This window comes from Pseudomonas sp. BN607 (assembly GCF_029871175.1).
Classification (GTDB): Bacteria; Pseudomonadota; Gammaproteobacteria; order Pseudomonadales; family Pseudomonadaceae; genus Aquipseudomonas.
Genome location: NZ_SSOE01000065.1, coordinates 15,823 through 33,557 on the forward strand (window position 1 = coordinate 15,823; position 17,735 = coordinate 33,557).

A 17,735-nucleotide genomic window follows, 5' to 3' on the forward strand; every position below is an offset into this window, starting at 1 on the left:
ATGACCAAGGAAATGGAGTGCAGCCAGGACGATCGTACGGTCCTGCTCAATCAGCACGGCGAGCGCCCAAGTAATGAAGCTTTGACCGACTTTGCCCGCCCGCCGCGCTATGAGGACCTTGAGGAACGCATGGTGTATGCCTCCAATCGGCGGCTGGAGCAGCGCTTCAACATCAGTCTGAATCCATTGGTAGCAGCAGCTTCACCGCTGCTGTCGGCGATCATCGAGATCAAGTCCAGCGGCGAGGGCAGCAACCTCAGTACCCTCAAAACCAGCCTCGTCGAGCACCTGCGCCATTTCGAGACACGAGTGCTTGAGGAAGGTGTGGACCACGGTGAAGTGATGATGGCGCGCTACGTGCTATGCACCGTCACCGACGAGGCGGTGGTAACCACCAGTTGGGGCAACGAGAGCGAGTGGTCGACCATCAGCTTGCTAAGTAGCTTCCATAACGAGACATCTGGGGGCGAGAAGTTCTTTCAGCTCTTGGAGAACATGGGGCGAAATCCGATGAAACATCTGGCCATGTTGGAGCTGATGTACATCTGTATGTCGCTGGGCTTCGAAGGCAAGTTCCGCGTCCAGGCACGCGGCAACATCGAGTTGGATGCCATCCGCGATGGCGTCTACCGGCAGATCCGCCAGTTGCGCGGCGATGTACCGCGCGAGTTGTCACCGCGCTGGGCGGGCTTTACCAGTGCTCGCCAGGGGGTGGTGCGCATGGTGCCCTGGTGGCTGGTGACGGTCTTCACCGGCATCTGCCTGGTGGTGATGTTTTCGGGCTTCGCTTATGTGCTGGGTGACAAGCGCGAAGCGGTACTGCAGCGCTACCAGCCGGCCGACCCGGTGGTGGTCGAGGCCAGGTCGTAACTTCAGGGACGTACCATGAACAACTTTTTCCGTAAGACCTGGGCATTCTTGACCAAGACCTGGGTCTGGACCCTGCTGCTGGTGCTTTTGACCGCATTGTTGGTGTGGTTTGTCGGCCCGTTGCTGGCGATCGCAGACAATAAATTCTGGGAGGACTCCAGTTCGCGCTTGCTGACCATCGCGGTGCTGTTTCTGCTGTGGGGCCTGTTCATCGTCTTCGCCAGCTGGCGCGGCAATGTGCGCAAGAAGGAGGTTGCGCAGAGCGAGACCGGCCAGGCCGACCTGGCCCGCCGCGCTGCAATCGAAGTCGCCGAGCGCACCCTGCGCGAGCGCTTCAAGGATGCTCTGCGCACCCTCAGGACCTCCAGCATGTACCGTGGTCGCAGTGAGCGCTGGCGCAACGACCTACCGTGGTACCTGGTGATTGGCCCCCAGGGCGCCGGCAAGACCAGTCTGCTGGACTTCTCTGGCCTTGAGTTCCCGATCAACAAGGTCGAGCGCAAGCTCAGCCGTGATACGAGCAGCACCGCTTTTTGCGACTGGTACTTCGCTGAAAATGGCGTACTGATCGACACCAGCGGCCGCTACATGGATCAGAGCGACAGTGACGTCGACGGCGCTGGCTGGTCGACCCTACTAGGGCTTTTGCGCTCGCGCCGCCGCAATCGGCCGCTCAATGGCGTACTGATCACCGTCCCGGTGACTACGCTGCTCAGCGGAGATCGCGAAGGCATGGTGGTCCTGGGGCGCTCCTTGCGCGACCGCCTGCAGGAGATCCAACAGCAACTGCACGCCGACGTGCCGGTGTATCTGGTGCTGACGAAGGCCGATAAGATTCTCGGTTTCGACGCCTTTTTTGACCAGTTAGCGCGCGAAGAGAGCGATCAGGTACTCGGCGCCAGCTTCGGCAAGGACCAGAATGGCGCCGATGTGGCAGTGCTTAACCACGAGTTCGAGGACCTGCTGTCGCGCCTTGGCGCCCAGGTGATCACGCGCATGCATCAGGAGCGCGATGCCCAGCGCCGTGGCCTCATCCTCGACTTCCCGCAGCAATTGGGTCAGGTGAGGGCCAACCTCGGCATGCTGGTGGATGCTGCATTCACCGGTAACCGTTATCAGCGCGCCAGCACCCTGCGTGGCTTTTACTTCACCAGTGCGCCGCACACCAACGCCGCCGGGGCAGTGGACGCCAAGGGCCAGCCGCTGCCAGTGACCTACAGCGGTCGCACACGCTTTATCTATGATCTGATGACCAAGGTGGTGTTTCCCGAGGCGGCCCTGGCCGGTCTCGACAAGCGCGAAACCAACCGTATCAAATGGAGGCAACGTGCGTTGTACGCCGGGGCGCTGTGCTGCATGGGGCTGTTCGGCCTGTTGTGGGCAGGTAGTTTTTCGGCCAACGACGGTAACCTGGAGAAACTCAGGGTCTTGGCCGACCGCCACGGCCGCGAGGGCTCCGCACTGACCGCCCGTGACGATGACATGGCAATCCTGCCGCTGCTGGACAACCGCTACGCCGCTACTCAAGTGTTCCCGGCTCCGGGCGATGCCTCCTACGCCGAGCGCGGTGGTCTGTATCAGGGCGATGAAGCCAGCGCGGTACTGCTGGAGGCTTACAACCGTGAGCTGATCGAGCAACTACTGCCACGTGTGGCGCAAACCCTCGAAGGGCAAATCCGCAGCAGTATGGGCAACCGCGAACGCCTGCTGGCCAGCCTGCGCGCCTACCTGATGCTGAACATGCCCGACCGGCGCGATAACGCGTTGCTCAAGGAATGGATGGCCAAACAGTGGTCGGGGCGCTACCCCGGCAACACCAAGCTGCAGGACGACCTTAACACCCACTTCGAGCGCCTGTTGGCGCTGGGTTACAGCCAGCCGCTGAACGACCCGCTGGTGGCTCAGGCACGCCAAGTACTGCGCCGTGAATCGCTGGCGGCGGTGGTCTATCGGGTGCTGCGCGAGCAGGCCCGCAGCCTGCCCGAGTACCGTCTGAGCCAGCACACCGGCCCGCAGGGTGCGGTGTTCGCCGGCATCGACTACGTGATCCCGGGTTTCTACACCCATCGTGGCTACCAGCAGTATTTCATAGCCCAAGGCTCTGTCCTGGTGCAGGAAATCCTGCGCGACAACTGGGTGCTCGGCGAGGGCGTCCGCCTCAGTGGCATGGACATGCGCAAGTTGCTGGTGCAACTGGAACAGTTGTACTTCAACGACTACGCCAACTACTGGAGCGAGGCCATTGGTCAAGTGCGCCTGGCAACCTTCACCAACAGCGACGAGGGCGCTAACCAGCTGGCCAGCCTGAGCGCGGCCAATTCTCCATTGCTGCTGATGCTCGCCGAAGTGCGCGAAAATACCCGCTTCCCGGCCGTGGCCGACGCCGCCGATGTGGCGACCGAAGCGGCGCAGCAGGCCGCAGGCAAGCTGGGCAACGTAGCCGCTGCTACTGCCGGGTCCGCCAGCCAGGCCCTGGCCAAGCGCCTGCCGGACACCTCGCGCAAGGCCCTGGAGCGGCGCTTCGAGTCGTTGCACCGGCTGTTGGACGAGGACAACGGCCCGACCGCTGATCTGGGCATGGCGCTGCAGGCGCTCAACGACCTGCAACTGCAGCTGCTGGGCCTGGCCCGATCCAGCCAGCCTGAGCTGGCCGCCTTCGAAGTGGCCAAGGGGCGCATGGTCGGTAATCAGGGTGACCCTATCAGCACCCTGCGCAACACCGCCAACCGCCTACCACGGCCGGTAAGTGGCTGGTTTTCGACGCTGGCCGAGGATAGCTGGATGCTGGTGCTGGACAACAGCTACGAGCACATCAACCAGCGCTACGAGACCCAGCTGTACAACGTCTACAGCAAGACAATCGACGAGCGTTACCCGTTCCATGCCCACAGCAGCAGCGATGTGGCGTTGAACGACTTCCGCGAGTTCTTCAAGGTCCAGGGCATCGCCGACCGCTTTTTCGACACCTACCTCAGGCCATTCGTGATCGGCGAGCCAGGCAGCTACCGCCTGCGCGCCGTCGATGGTCGCAGCTTGCCGGTGTCGCGTGAGTTTCTTGTCCAGATGAACAACGTGCAGACCATCCAGCGCGGCTTCTTTGCCGACAACCCCAACGAGCCGCAGGTACAGTTCAAGCTAGAGCCATACACACTGGATTCCACTGTCGGCCGCGCCGAGTTTCGCTTCGGTGCCCAGCAAATAGTGTACCGCCACGGACCGATCGTGCCGATGGCCTTCAAATGGCCGACTGATGCCGACGACGGGCGCACCAGCCTGGCTCTGGAAGGCCTCGACGGCAAGGCTACGGTGCTGGAGAAGAACACCGGCCCGTGGTCGCTGTTCCGCCTGTTCGACCTGATGCAGACCGAGTACCAGAGCGGCCGCGATGTACTGATGATCAAGGGCAATGTCGGCGGCATGCGGGTCAACTACTTGGTGCTGACCCAGCGTTCGCCCAACCCGTTCGATCTAAGCGCGGTGCGTAACCTGCGCATGCCGGTGGCGCTGTGACGCTGGTGACGGGACATTGGCGCAGCGCCGGGCGCACCGATCCAGGGAAGGTGCGCAGGCGCAACGAAGACGCCTACCTCGACTGCCCCGAGCGCTGCCTGTGGGCGGTCGCCGACGGCATGGGGGGCCACCAGGCTGGTGATCTGGCCAGTCAGATGGTGGTCGGAGCCCTCAACGGTCTGGCGCTGGAGGGCAGCCTAGACGAGCAGGTGCGTGAGGTGCGTCAGTGTCTGCATTGGGTCAATCGCCGCTTGGGCGAGGCGCTGACCGTGGTCGTTGGGCGCGCTGAGCCGATCATGGGTAGCACCGTGGTGGTGCTGCTAGTGCGCGAAGGGCGTGCTGCATGCATCTGGGCCGGCGACAGCCGCTGCTACCTGTGGCGCGGCAAGCGCTTGTTCCAGCTGACCCGCGACCACTCGTTGCGCGAGCAATTGATCGACCAAGGCCGCTACAGCAGCGAAGAGGCCGGGCAGCAGCCCGGCGCTCACGCCCTGACCCGCGCTCTGGGCGGTGATGAAACACTGCGTCTGGAGGTACTGGAATTCGGGGTGATGCCCGGCGACACCTTCCTACTGTGCAGCGACGGTCTGTATCAGGGGCAGAGCGACGAGAGCCTGAGCAAGGCGTTGAGTCAGGCCCAGCCGCCCCGGGCCCTGGAATTCCTGTTCGACAAGGTGCTGCAGGGTCGAGCCCCGGACAACCTTACCGGCGTGGTAGTGCGCCAATGAACGCTGTCGAGTTGCTGGGCAGCGCCAGCGATTACCGGAGTTACTTTGCTACGGTCGCCACGCCGCTGCCTGGCGTGCTGCCACCGCTGCTGAACGGGCGCTACAAGCTAGAAGGCTTGCTCGGTGCTGGCGGTGTGGGCATGGTCTACCGCGCCCGCGATCTGCTGGCTGAGCAGTGTGGCGAACCGCAGCCGTTGGTGGCGATCAAGCTGCTGCGCGACGACGTCGCCGCTTGTCCCGATAGTGCTGCTTTGCTGTACAGCGAGTACGCACTCACTCGCCATCTGTCGCACCAAGGCGTGGTACGGGTGCACAGCTTCGAGGTGGACGCCGCCAGCCAACGGGCCTTCTTCAGCATGCAGCTGTTGTCCGGTATGCCTTTGGACCGACTGCTGTGCGAGCAACCTCTGGGCTTGGCTTGGGGTGAACTGAGCAGCATTGCCATGGGCCTGTTGGACGCACTGGCCTTTGCTCATGGGCACGGTGTGTTACATGGTGATATCAAACCCAGCAACTTGATTCTCGGCGAGCAGGGCGTGCAGCTGCTCGACTTTGGCCTGGGCCAAGCCATGGACGGCGTGCTCGATGGCCTGGCCCGGCTCAGCCGCAATCGTATCAGGGCTTGGACCCCGGCCTATGCCGCTCCTGAGCTAATCGATGGCGCGCCCTTGTCGACAGCTTCCGACCTGTTCGCCGCCGCCTGCGTCATTTACGAGTTGGCCGGGGGCAAGCAACCGTTTGATCGCGTTGGTGCTCGAGCCATGGGTGAACAGTATCCAGGCCAGTCGCTGGACCGGCCTGCCAACCTGCCGGCCAAGGTGTGGCCGGCACTGCGCCAGGCCCTGGCGCTGGACCCTGCGGCCCGCCAGTCCGGTGCCCGGGGGCTGCAACAGGCCCTGGTGATCCCCTCCCTTTCGTTATTGCGCCGTTGGTTCGGCCAACCCCAAGGATATCTTGCGGACACGGAGAGCCCCCATGTTCAACCCTAGCGATGCAACTCACTTCAGCCTGACCCTGGAAAACGCCGATGTCGACTTTCAGGTGCTGTCGTTCACCGGCCACGAGGCCGTCAGCCAACCCTACTGCTTCAAGGTGGAACTGGTCAGCGAACGCCCTGACATCGATCTGGAAATCCTGCTGCACAAGCAGGCGTTCCTGGCCTTCGACCTTGACGGTAACGGTATCCACGCGCTTGTTTACCAGGTCGGCCAAGGCGATTCGGGCAAGCGTTTGCACCGCTACCGAATGGTGCTGGTGCCGCACCTGGCGTACCTGGCGCACCGCACTAACCAGCGCATATTCCAGCAACTGAGCGCCCCGCAGATCATCGGTACGATCTTCGAAGAGCACGGCCTACCGAGCGACGCCTACCGCTTCAGCCTCAGCACCCCGTGCCCTGTGCGCGAGTACTGCGTGCAGTACGACGAGACCGATCTGCACTTCGTGCAGCGCCTGTGTGAAGAAGAGGGCATGCACTACCACTTTGAGCACAGCCGCGAAGGCCATCTGCTGGTATTTGGCGACGACCAGACGTTCTTTCCCAAGCTGAGCGCTCCGGTGGCCTACATGCAGGGCAGCGGCATGGTCGCCGATGAGCCTGTGATAAAGCGCTTCAACGTGCGTTTAGAAACCCGCCCCAGCCGCGTTACTCGTCGCGACTACGACTTCCAGAAGCCACGCCTGCTAATGGAAGCCGCGTATAAACCAGCCCAGCCGGCTTTCGCTGAGCCAGATCTGGAGGACTACGACTACCCGGCTGGTTTTACCGATCGCACGCGCGGCAAGCAACTGAGTCAGCGCGCGTTAGAACGCCATCGTGCCGACTTTTGCCTGGCCGAGGGCCAGGGTGATGTGACCCGTTTGGTGAGTGGGCACTTCATGGGGTTGTCCGAACACCCGCGCGCCGAGTGGAACGACCTGTGGCTGCTGACCGAGGTGCATCACGAAGGCAAGCAGCCGCAGGTACTGGAAGAGTCGGTGACCAGCGACACAACCGACGATAAGGAAGACTTCCACCAGGGGTACCGCAACCGTTTCCTGGCTACCCCATGGGACGTGTTCTACCGCCCGCCGCACAAACACCCCAAACCCCAGGTGCTAGGCAGCCAGAGCGCCATAGTCACCGGCCCGAAGGGCGAGGAGATCTATTGCGACAAGTACGGCCGGGTGAAGGTGCAGTTTTTCTGGGACCGTGAAGGCCAGGGCGACGAGACCACCAGCTGCTGGCTGCGGGTGTCGTCCAGCTGGGCGGGCGGGCGATACGGCGGTGTGGCCATCCCACGGGTTGGCATGGAAGTGCTGGTCGGTTTTCTCGAAGGTGATCCTGACCGCCCGCTTGTGAGTGGATGCCTGTATCACGGCGAGAACGTCCCGCCTTATGAACTACCGGCGCACAAGACTCGCAGCGTGTTCAAAACCCTGAGCAGCCCCGGTGGCGGCGGCTTCAACGAGCTGCGTATCGAGGACAAGACAGGCCAGGAGCAGATCTTCGTGCACGCTCAGCGTGACTGGGACCAGCACATCGGCCATGACCAGAAGGTCTACGTCGGCAACGAGCGCCACGATACCGTGGTGGGCAACAGCTACAGCAAGTCCGAGGCCGAGGAACACCGCACCACGGTGGGCGACCGCAAGACCGAGATCAAGCTCGACGACCACCTGACCGTGGGCAACAGCCAGCACGTGAAGATCGGTGGCTCGCAGTTGGTGGAGGCGGGCAGGGAGATTCACATCAAGGCTGGGGAGAAGGTCGTGATCGAAGCGGGGCTGGAGCTGACGCTCAAGGCCGGTGGCAGTTTCATCAAGCTCGATCCCGGAGGGGTGACGGTGCTGGGCTCGCAGATCTTGCTCAATGCCGGTGGTTCGCCGGGCAGTGGCAGCGGGATAGCGGTGAAGGCGCCGGCGTTGCCGGGGGCGGTGGATGCAGATCAAGCGGGGGCGGTGCCTGCGCCGCTTCAGAAGCACCGTGGGCGGTATCAGCTGCTTGACGAGAAAACGGGCAAGCCTCTCGCGGGAGCCGCCTATGTACTCGTACAACCTGACGGGACGCGTTTGGCTGGGTATAGCGATGAAAAGGGCTTCACCTTCCAGGCGGTGACAGAGGGGCCAGCGGATTTGAATCTGCTGACGCCGCAACGCAAGCCTGAGCCGGTAGAGCAGTTGTTCAGGGCGGGTGAAGCAGCGCCTCAGGAGTTGAACATGGACCACAAAGATATCTAGTCAGAGGGATGACGTATGGCTATGCCACAAATGCCAGAACTGCCGCAGGGTTGTACCAAAACGAGTATCGAGGGTACGGTCAAGGACGCCCCGTTGCCTTCGCTTGGAAATAAGCCGTATTTGATGGAAAAGGCCGAGTATGCCATGAAGTTTCCCAAGCTGAGCATGCGGAGTAGTAAGAGTGGCGGGAGCAACTCTATTGAGCTGAAACAGATTGTTATGAGCGGCTTGATCAGGGCGGACGAGTACCGTTTTGCATTTAACTGGGCCTACAAGGCTGAGGTTAGCTTTGATATGAGGTTTTCTCCGCCTAAGCCCTTTTTAAGCTCGTCGGGCGGAGTGCAGGATTCAGGGCGGCGGCATTCATTGACACCATTTCCGAAAGGATTCATGGGGGGAAAGCTCAGGCGGCCCGATGTGACAATTGTCACGAATAAGAGTATCAGGTGGCCTGGGCAGGCGGGCCCAGATCATCAGGGAGTCGAGCATCCGAATAATTTGGAACGTATTGTTGAGGTCAAGTTTCCAGGTGATGTGCTAGGCAGTGAACAACGTAGGGACTATATCCGGATTGCGGGCAGTTCAAAAAAATTTTCGGTTCTGGAGGTGACTGACTGCCGAGAGAACGAAGAGCGTGAAAAGGATCGTGAGTACAATGCTCACACCAATCCGACGCAAGCGTACGACTCTCGACAGTGGCCTGTCCCGTTCGAGCGGCCTCGGAAGGCTCCAACACCAGTACCTGTTTATGGCCCAACAGCGACATCCAAACCTGCCTATGTTGAGGCGTGGACTTTGGCTCAGGAAGCTGTGGAAAGTTTACGCGAAGGCGGAAAGAATGCGATCGATGCTTTGTCTCAAGAGGTCAGGCAGTATTTGGAGAGCGCTAGCGCCTGGCTGACGCAGCAAGGTAAATGGATTCGCCAAGAAGCCGGAAAGGCCTGGGAGTGGGTGAGCGAGAGCACAGGAGAAGTGCTGCGATGGACAGATGAACAGTTGAGGGAAATGTGGCAGCAGGTACAACGCTACACTGACTTGACCCTTGACATGCTCAAGGAAATTGATTGGGTACAAGTTCTAGTAGATATCGGCATCGTCGTGGGTACCGTTGTGGTGGTAATTGCCATCGGTGCTGGGTTGGTGGCCGCTGGCGTACCTGCGGCTATTGTGAGTGCTCTTGTTGTTTTGGTCAGGCTTGCTCAAATGTTCTGGGGAGTTTTAGCGGCTGTTCTCGGAGGAGGGGCAGTGCTGACTGCCGCCTCAGCGTGAAGGATATGACAATGAACAATATTGAAAAAATTAAAAATGAACTCGCCGGTCTCGAATTCGACTCTTCCGAGGGCGTTCCGGTAGTCAGACTAGGCTTGGTCGTTACGTTGTATTTTAAAAATGGCTACACGCCTGCAGTTATAAGTAATATAGTCGCCTGCTTTCGGAAATTCTCAGTGGAGTTTGAAGGCTCGCTTCGAAGTATGGTTTATAAGCGCTACAAGAAGTACTCCGGCAAGTCGCTGGAAAGTGCCTTGGAGGCAGTTACAGCGAAAGCGGATCAATTTGAATTGTATTTGAGTAGCGCTTCCTCTGCTTATGACGTTGGTGTCTACAGTTTGGCGGTGCTTACTACCCTTGAGGATCTCGGTGATTCTCTAAGGTCTTACATTAAGTTGACCGTGCCCTGGGAGGAGTTGGGCACGCCTGACGGCGTTGAGCGGTTTCAGGAGTGGGTGCTGTATCTCAGTGAGCAGGTGGATGCCGAGCACGGCTATGGCGGCTTATCCACTTTGTTACCGTATGACTTCGACAGGTATATGCCAATCGAATACGAGCTTTCACAGAAGTACCCAGGATTGGAAGTCGATACCATGGCAATGGCCCATTCACTGAGGCTGGTCGGGTCTATCAAGGGCGTTAACTGGTTCACCATCGTGGGTCGATCACTGCTAGAGCGGCTGGGCGGCCTGGACACGGTTTGCCGCAAGCTGTCCTCTCAAGGAGGCATCCAATGCCTCGAGTACAGCAGTGGGTTGGTCGTCAGGGCCGGTGCCTTACCTGAGCTGGGCTCTGTAACAGAACTGCCCAAGCTGTACGTTGCCGCTAACCGTGTATTGAAGCCGTTGCGTTCGTCGGACCCGGATACGCTGCAATCGTACTCCGAGTATGGCAATGGCTATGACGAGGAACGTTCGCTGCGTTGGTATGCACGCTTCGATGAGGATGAGCCGGTCGCGCAAAGCCCGAGAAAAATCGCCGCAGGTGGCATCTGTACCCATACCGGGTATTGGTTCAGCCCAGCCCAGGCCGACTCCCGTCGTTTCTTCAACGCAGGCGAGGTTATGCCGGAGTTTGTAGGCTCTGCATGGGGGGCGACCTTCTGGTATTGGGCAGGCCAGGAATAGTGGTGCTGAAAGCTTAAGGTTGGGGTGTCACTTCGGATCGCTTCAACTTCGTCGGTGGCGAGTACACCTTCAATAACAAGTGTACGCTGCTTGGCGGGTGGGGGGCGGAGTTAAAGGATATCTGCCGCCAGCAGATGATCCAGATCACTCACAGTCAGCCCATGGGTAAATGGACCCTGGGTGCGAACATCCAGTGGTACACCGGTAAGGATGAAGGGCGGTCGCTGGCGGGGGATCTCGACAATCGGACCTGGTCCGGATTGTTTTCAGCGATGTATGGCGCGAACACCTTTTATATCGGCTTGCAGAAGGTTTCCGGTCAAGACGGCTGGATGAAAGTCAACGGTACTTCGGGTGGATCGCTGGCCAACGACAGCTTTAGTTCCAGTTACGAAAATGCCAATGAGCGCTCCTGGCAGGTGCGTCACGATTATAATTTCGTGGCATTGGGCGTTCCCGGTCTGGTCATTATGAATCGTTATATCAAAGGTAGCGGTATTCATGTAGGAGGTGAAATCGGCGTCAAAGAGTGGGGGCGGGAGACAGAGCTTGCTTACCTGTTCCAGGCTGGCGCGCTCAAAGACTTGAATATTAAATGGCGTAACTCGACCTTGCGTCGGGGGTGGGGTGCCACACGAGCTTTAATGAAAATCGTTTGGTCATGAACTATCCGCTCTCATTATTTTGATACTTTGTGATGCTCGGTGTTCTGTGCCCGCTGTACATAGTTGCAGCGGGGGCGGCTGACAGCGTCGAGCAGTGCCTCAATCACTGCCCTTTGGCAGCGGGCGCCAAGAAGCTAGTTACTGAGCCTCTGTCTTGATCCCCCACCCGCAAAATCAGTACGAACTCACCCCGCCTTCCCCTAGCCGTGACGCCGTGGGCTACCTGGGCATATCGCTGATCCCGTCAGCGGGCATTTCAAAAATTTCTGCCGCGCCCAACAGGTCCACTGCGGACAGCAAGACATCGTGGTCGATTGGGCCTTCCAGGATCAGGGTGTGCTGGGTGTGATTGTCGGTCAGGCGCAGCGTAGGGGTAGGGTTGAATCCGGTTTCCAAGGCTTCCGCTTTTTGCGTGTCCACGACTTGGGCTGCCCGTTCGCCGGCCAGGCAGCGTTGTAGGGACGGGCTGATGTCTGGATAGTCTTGTTCAGAAGCCAACCGACGGCCGTTGCCTTGGGTATGGAGGTAGATCCAGACCACCTTCCCCCACAAGCCTTCGCGTCCTTCAGGCTGACCCACGCATTCCATCCGCCGCGCTTCCCGACTGGCGGCCGGTTCATGCAGGGGGAGGGGCAGGTGACGCCAGGCGAGGTTGACGTGATCATTGGTGACGATCCAGCGCTGCAGTTGCGGCAGGTAGACCTGGCAGTGCGGGCATTCCAGGTCGGCGTAGAGGGTGATAGTGAAGCGCGCTTCGGGGTTGCCGTAGATCCGCGGCGGGCCATCATCGGCGGTGGACCGAAAAGGTAGCGGCAGCCACCAGCACAGTGCCAAAACCGCGGCTGCGAGCCAGCCGCAGGCCCACTTTAGGTTGGTTGCACTCATCCGTTCGTGCATGCTGTTGCTCCTCGCAATTCCAGGTCGAACGGCTCGATACCACGTGCACTGTCCATATCCTGAGGGGTGCGGATTGCGGCATCGAGTCCACTGATGCCGAGTTGCTGCATGAGGCTATGACGCTGGCATTTTCTTCAGGTTCCCTCATCGCCCATCGAGGCGGCGCGGGGGCGACTTGGAAGTAAATTCACAGGAGTTCGCGCTGGTCTGGCAGGACCAGGGTTTGCAGGTTGCCCGGCGCGTCATTGTGGGACTGCAACAAGCCAGCGCTAGCAGTTGCACGTTGGCGTCGTCGAAGTCTACAGCTTCTTCCAACAGCGTCTGGCCGAGCGCTACCCCTTCGTTGTCAGGGTACCCGACGCTTCGCTGGAAGACTTTGAAGCGTTCTTCGGGCCGAATGGGTGACTGCCGCCAGCCAGGCTATCGATAAACTGAAGTTGGGTGCGCGCGCGGTGCGTGTTCACGGGCAAGGAAGTACAGCCATGCTGAAGCGCTGATCAAGCCCACAACCCAACCAGCACCAACGCCGCCACACCAAGCCCGACTGCAACCGAGCAGCCACCCAGCGACAGCGCCGCCCGGCCTTGCCGATACCAGCCGTCATGGCCCAATTGCCGTGCCGGCGCCAGCAGGCTGCGCCACCGCAGTTCCGTGTCGTGAAACGCCTGCAAATTCGCCGTATCGGCATCCAGCCAGCGGCGGAAGTCGATCCGCTCGCACGCCGTCACCTGCGGGCTCTGCAAGCGCACATACCATTGCCCGGCCACGCTCGCCAGCACATCCCGGCGCGAGCGGCCAGCCTGCAGCGCCTGATCCATGTTGCGCTCGATACTCGCCAGTGGCAGGTCAAGGCGCACAGCAATGCTGGCGAAGTCCAGTTGATCGAGGCGGTTGAGCAGGAATACCTGCTGTACGCGCCGTGGTAGCCGCTTCAGTGCATACAGCAGGGCATCGTCGGCATCGTGCTCGGCAGCAGGAGCGGGGTGTTCAAGGGGCAGCATCAGACGGGTCATGGACAGCTCCTTGCTCTTTAAAGGGGGAGGGGGCATCTTCCGTGATGCGGAAACAGCGTAGGCGAAACGAGATTGATTCTCAAGTGCTGATTCCGCAAAGTTTTGTAACGAGCGTTCACGCCCTGAAACACCTTTGCTATCATGCGCGCCATCACGATCTTCATTAGCCTGAAGAGCCAAAAAAAAGACCCGGCAAAAAAGCCGGGTCAAAAACCGTGATTAGCCTGATGAGGAGATAATCTGAGAGCGACCTAAGCTTTCAGGTTATCCAGCGGATCTCGCGATCAGCTGAGTGCAATAATAATCGTTATCATTTGCCAGTCAAATGAATTTTCGCTAATCCGGTAAAAAAGTTTTACCGGCGCGCTTCCTTGTCCCGGCAATCGGGGCCTTTGCCGTTACCCGGCCATCACGTCTTCTCCCTTCTTTCGTAGCTAGAAACCCGGTTCGCCGTTGGGTTTGTGCTCCAGCAGGGCACGCGCCATATCCATCATGTGCATCAGGGCATAGGTCAGCTCGCGCTGGCTGCCGTGCTGGTGCGTGGCGGTTTCCTGCGCGGTAGCGGCGGCACAGCGCAGCAGGGCGATCGCATGTTCCAGCGCCTGCTCGCCGGTCACCCCTTCGTGCAGGGTCCAGATTTTAGTGTCCAGGGTCGGGCGTGGCGGGTTGGGGTTGAGGTAGTAGTCGAGCGCGCGGCGGGCAGCTTCGCTGTCGAGATCTGTTTCGTCGTTTTTCGGTGGTTTCATCCTGATACCTGCTAGAGCCAGTAGGGGAAGGGGTCCGACCGATAATAATACCTCGGGTATTTTCACGCCCTTTGATAAATAATACTGAATGTTTATTGAGCGGTGAAAGGCAGTCCGTATCGTGCCAGCGATGAATATGGATAAATGGATTGCCCTCGTCCGTGACCGGATGGAGGAGCTTGGTCTCACTCAAGAGCAGCTTGCCGAGCGCGTTGGCGTGTCTCAAGGCAGCGTAGGGCATTGGGTGAACAAGCGGCGTCAGCCGAAGATCGAGTCGATGAACCGCACGTTCGTCGAGATTGGCATGCCTCATTACAACGTCAGCCTGCAGCTGCGCATTCAGGGCCAGGCTGGCGAGGAGCGTGGCGTCTATCAGATGGATGAGGCAGATGACGATCTGGATCTCATGCAGTACATCGTGTGTTTCCGCTACCCGGTGTTGGCCTGGAATCAGCTAGGTGTTACAGAGCGTGATGAGCCTGGTGTGTTCGAGCAGACGGACTACCTGGCCCAGGGCAAGGCATTCTGGTTGACGGTTGAAAATGACGCGATGAGCGCCGTCAGCGGTCGCAGTGTGCCGCAGGGCATGCGGATGCTGGTGGACCCGGGTGTGGAGGCTGAGGCGGGGCGTTTGGTTATCGCGCGTCAGCCTGGCAAACCGGCGATTTTTCGCGAGCTGGCCGAAGAAGGTGGGCAGCGTTATCTGAAGGCATTGAACAGTAACTACCCGGCGCTGTTGTGCGAAGAGGGTTGCGAATTTCTCGGGGTGGTCGTGCGGGTGCATGGGGCCTTTTGAACGGGTTTGAATGGGTGATGGGGCTGGAGGGCGCAAGCCTTGGGTTTTGGGGCGCCTTCGAGATCGAGCGCCGCCCGCGCGGCGCTCGATCTCGAAGCCACCCCAACACTCAAGCCAAGCGCCCCCACCTCACTCAGCCAGTTCGACCAGCACCGTCCCTTCGCTGACCATATCCCCTTCCTGACAGAACAGCGCCTTCACCGCCCCGCCATGCGGCGCCCGAATGCTGTGTTCCATCTTCATGGCCTCCAGCACCACCAGCGCAGTACCCGCTTCCACCACCTGCCCAGGTTCGACCAACACGCGCACGATGCTCCCATTCATGGGCGCGCCCAGGCCGCCTTGATGGCTATGGCTGGCCTCGGCTTCAGCAACCGGGTCGAATGCCTGGATCGCGTGCATTTCGCCATCCCATTGCAGGTACAGCGTGGCACCGCGACGCATCGCCAAGTACTGGCGACGCACACCGGCCTGATCGTGTACCAGTTGCTCGCCCACCAGCTGCCAGGTGGATGCAGCGCTGTGCTCCAGGGCAACGGCCTGGTCCTGTCCGCCGCTCACCAGATGCAGGCTGCTGCGTGCCGGCAGGCCCAAACGCAGGCCGTTGCGCTCACCCCACGGCGAACAGCGGTCGTCATCGCGCTGATGCCCGGCCTGGCCCTGCAGCCAGGCTTCGGCTGCCGCCTCCCAGAAGCCAGCCGGCAGCGCACGTGGCGCCGGCAGCAGCACATCCTCGTGGCGGGGAATGAAGCCGGTGTCCAGCTCTGCCGCCGCGAACGCAGGGTGCGCGAGAATGCGGCGCAGGAAGGCGATGTTGGTCTTCAATCCGCCAATGGCAAACTCGTCGAGCATGGCCAGCAAGCGCAGGCGTGCCTGTTCGCGGTTTTCACCCCAGGCAATCAGCTTGCCCAGCATTGGGTCGTAGAACGGCGACACCACATCGCCTTCACTAACCCCGCTGTCCACGCGCCGGCCTTCGCCAGGCGCCGACTCACGGTACAGCACCAGCTTGCCGGTAGCGGGCAGGAACTCGTTGGCCGGGTCTTCGGCGTACAACCGTACTTCGATGGCATGGCCGATCAGTGGCACCTGTTCCTGAGTGATCGGCAGAGACTCGCCGCAGGCCACGCGAATCTGCCAGGCCACCAGGTCCAGGCCGGTGATGGCCTCGGTGACCGGGTGTTCCACCTGCAGGCGGGTGTTCATCTCCATGAAGAAGAACTCGCCACGTGCATCAAGCAGAAACTCCACGGTGCCGGCACCCACGTAACCGATAGCCTGGGCGGCACGTACCGCCGCTTCGCCCATGGCCCGGCGCAGTTCGGGCGACAGGCCGGGGGCAGGGGCTTCCTCCACCACCTTCTGATGGCGGCGCTGAATGGAACAGTCGCGTTCGTTAAGGTACAGGCAGTTGCCGTGCTGGTCGGCAAACACCTGGATTTCGACATGGCGGGGCTTGAGCACGTACTTTTCCACCAGCATGCGCGCATCGCCGAACGACGACTGTGCCTCACGCTGGGCCGAGGCCAGGGCGTCGGCCAACTGGCTTTCTTCCTCGACCACTTTCATGCCCTTGCCACCGCCGCCAGCGCTGGCCTTGAGCAGCACCGGGTAGCCGATGCGTTCGGCAGCGGCGCGGAAGGTGTCCAGGTCCTGGGCTTCGCCGTGGTAGCCCGGCACCAATGGCACGCCGGCCGCTTCCATCAGTGCCTTGGCCGCCGATTTGCTGCCCATGGCGTCGATGGCGCTGGCCGGTGGGCCGAGGAAGATCAGCCCGGCCTGTTCGATCGCGCGGGCGAAGCCTGCGTTCTCGGACAAGAAACCATAACCCGGGTGAATCGCCTGGGCACCGCTGGCCTTGGCTGCTGCCAGCAGCTTGTCGATCAGCAGGTAGCTTTCGGCGGCCTTGGTGCCACCGAGATCCACGCGGATATCAGCTTCGCGGCTGTGGCGGGCGTCACGGTCGGTGGCGCTGTGCACGGCGACAGTGGTCAGGCCCATGGCCTTGGCTGTGCGCATTATCCGGCAGGCGATTTCGCCACGGTTGGCGACCAGCAGGGTGGTCAAAGCGGGGCGGCTCATGGGCGCGGTTCCTTCTTGTCATCGGTTTGCCACGCGGGGCGGCGTTTTTCGAGGAAGGCGCGCAGGCCCTCCTGGCCTTCGGCGCTGACGCGGATGCGGGCAATGGTGTTTTCGCAGTAACGGCGCAGGGCCGGGCTCAGTTCTCCGTCGTCCACTTCGCGCAGCAGGTCCTTGGTGGCGCGCAACGCTTGCGGGCTGTTCTGCAACAGGTTATTCACCCACGCTTCGACCTGGGCATCCAGCTCACTGGCTGGGTACACTTCGGCCAGCAGGCCCAGTTCGCGGGCGCGTATACCGCTGAAACGCTCGGCGGTGAGGGCGTAGCGGCGCGCGGCCCGCTCGCCAATGGCCTTGACCACAAACGGGCTGATGACCGCCGGTGCCAAGCCGATGCGCACTTCCGACAGGCACAGCTGGGCGTCTTCGGCGCCAATGGCCATGTCGCAGCAGCTGATCAGGCCTAGCGCGCCGCCGAAGGCTGCGCCTTGCACCACGGCCAGGGTCGGGACCTTGAGGCGGTGCAGGGCGTACATCAGTTCGCCCAGTTCGTGGGCGTCATCCAGGTTGGTGTTGAAGTCCAGTTGTGCCGACTGCTGCATCCAGGCCAGGTCGGCACCGGCGCTGAAATGCCGGCCACGGCCACGCAGCAGCACAAAGCGCAGGCTGGCGTCTTCGGCCAACTGGTCGATGGCCACGATCAGTTCGCGGATCATCTGTGCGTTGAAGGCGTTGTTCTTGTCCTCGCGGCTGAGCCACAGGGTGGCAAAGCCGCGCGGGTCGCGGATCACTTCAAGGGTGCTGAAATCGCTCATG

At 60.9% G+C, this 17,735-nt stretch carries 13 protein-coding genes and 1 pseudogene; 9 read left to right on the forward strand and 5 right to left on the reverse strand.

Going from position 1 to position 17,735, the window contains the following annotated elements; genetic code table 11:
- From icmH to E8E68_RS21845, 8 genes and pseudogenes are all read left to right on the forward strand, one after another.
- On the forward strand, window positions 1-870 hold the full coding sequence (gene icmH / locus E8E68_RS21810; protein WP_266032223.1) for a type IVB secretion system protein IcmH/DotU: 870 nt from the start codon (window positions 1-3) through the stop codon (window positions 868-870).
- 15 nt (window positions 871-885) lie between these two features.
- The gene (gene tssM / locus E8E68_RS21815) at window positions 886-4,380 is read left to right on the forward strand and encodes a type VI secretion system membrane subunit TssM (protein ID WP_280344646.1); all 3,495 of its coding nucleotides are present in this window, start codon (window positions 886-888) and stop codon (window positions 4,378-4,380) included.
- Window positions 4,381-4,382: 2 nt separating this feature from the next.
- Window positions 4,383-5,108 (forward strand): PP2C family serine/threonine-protein phosphatase, encoded by a 726-nt coding sequence (locus tag E8E68_RS21820; protein ID WP_266032240.1) that lies wholly within the window; start codon window positions 4,383-4,385, stop codon window positions 5,106-5,108.
- Window positions 5,105-6,097 carry a serine/threonine-protein kinase gene (locus E8E68_RS21825; RefSeq protein WP_280344648.1) on the forward strand — a complete coding sequence of 331 codons (993 nt, stop codon included), beginning with the start codon at window positions 5,105-5,107 and terminating at the stop codon, window positions 6,095-6,097. Before E8E68_RS21820 ends, E8E68_RS21825 begins: the two co-directional genes overlap by 4 nt.
- On the forward strand, window positions 6,084-8,327 hold the full coding sequence (gene tssI / locus E8E68_RS21830) for a type VI secretion system tip protein TssI/VgrG (protein WP_280344651.1): 2,244 nt from the start codon (window positions 6,084-6,086) through the stop codon (window positions 8,325-8,327). Before E8E68_RS21825 ends, tssI begins: the two co-directional genes overlap by 14 nt.
- 15 nt (window positions 8,328-8,342) lie before the next feature.
- A complete protein-coding gene (locus tag E8E68_RS21835; RefSeq protein WP_266032227.1) occupies window positions 8,343-9,596 on the forward strand; it encodes a VRR-NUC domain-containing protein in 1,254 nt (417 codons plus the stop codon).
- Between the two features lie 11 nt (window positions 9,597-9,607).
- The gene (locus E8E68_RS21840) at window positions 9,608-10,723 is read left to right on the forward strand and encodes a type VI immunity family protein (RefSeq protein ID WP_266032228.1); all 1,116 of its coding nucleotides are present in this window, start codon (window positions 9,608-9,610) and stop codon (window positions 10,721-10,723) included.
- A 29-nt stretch (window positions 10,724-10,752) separates the two neighbouring features.
- Window positions 10,753-11,411, forward strand: a pseudogene (locus E8E68_RS21845) (OprD family outer membrane porin); the annotation flags it as partial.
- Window positions 11,412-11,607: 196 nt separating this feature from the next.
- Here E8E68_RS21845 and E8E68_RS21850 read toward each other — a convergent pair.
- The 3 genes from E8E68_RS21850 to E8E68_RS21860 all read right to left on the reverse strand — a co-directional run bounded on the left by E8E68_RS21850 (window position 11,608) and on the right by E8E68_RS21860 (window position 14,044).
- Window positions 11,608-12,285: a thioredoxin domain-containing protein gene (locus tag E8E68_RS21850; RefSeq protein WP_266032229.1), complete on the reverse strand. Its 678-nt coding sequence runs from the start codon at window positions 12,283-12,285 to the stop codon at window positions 11,608-11,610.
- A gap of 497 nt (window positions 12,286-12,782) precedes the next feature.
- Window positions 12,783-13,298 (reverse strand): DUF4880 domain-containing protein, encoded by a 516-nt coding sequence (locus E8E68_RS21855; protein WP_266032230.1) that lies wholly within the window; start codon window positions 13,296-13,298, stop codon window positions 12,783-12,785.
- A 434-nt stretch (window positions 13,299-13,732) separates the two neighbouring features.
- Window positions 13,733-14,044 carry a DUF3077 domain-containing protein gene (locus E8E68_RS21860; RefSeq protein ID WP_266032231.1) on the reverse strand — a complete coding sequence of 104 codons (312 nt, stop codon included), beginning with the start codon at window positions 14,042-14,044 and terminating at the stop codon, window positions 13,733-13,735.
- Between the two features lie 130 nt (window positions 14,045-14,174).
- Here E8E68_RS21860 and E8E68_RS21865 point away from each other — a divergent pair, with 130 nt between their 5' ends.
- Window positions 14,175-14,840 (forward strand): LexA family transcriptional regulator, encoded by a 666-nt coding sequence (locus E8E68_RS21865; protein ID WP_266032232.1) that lies wholly within the window; start codon window positions 14,175-14,177, stop codon window positions 14,838-14,840.
- Between the two features lie 129 nt (window positions 14,841-14,969).
- On the opposite strand, the gene E8E68_RS21870 is transcribed toward E8E68_RS21865, so the two are convergent.
- Together E8E68_RS21870 and E8E68_RS21875 are read right to left on the reverse strand one after the other, a co-directional pair.
- A complete protein-coding gene (locus E8E68_RS21870; RefSeq protein ID WP_280344658.1) occupies window positions 14,970-16,922 on the reverse strand; it encodes an acetyl/propionyl/methylcrotonyl-CoA carboxylase subunit alpha in 1,953 nt (650 codons plus the stop codon).
- A complete protein-coding gene (locus E8E68_RS21875) occupies window positions 16,919-17,734 on the reverse strand; it encodes a gamma-carboxygeranoyl-CoA hydratase (RefSeq protein ID WP_266030474.1) in 816 nt (271 codons plus the stop codon). The genes E8E68_RS21870 and E8E68_RS21875 overlap by 4 nt, the downstream gene beginning before the upstream one ends.
- Between the last annotated feature and the right edge of the window lies 1 nt (window position 17,735).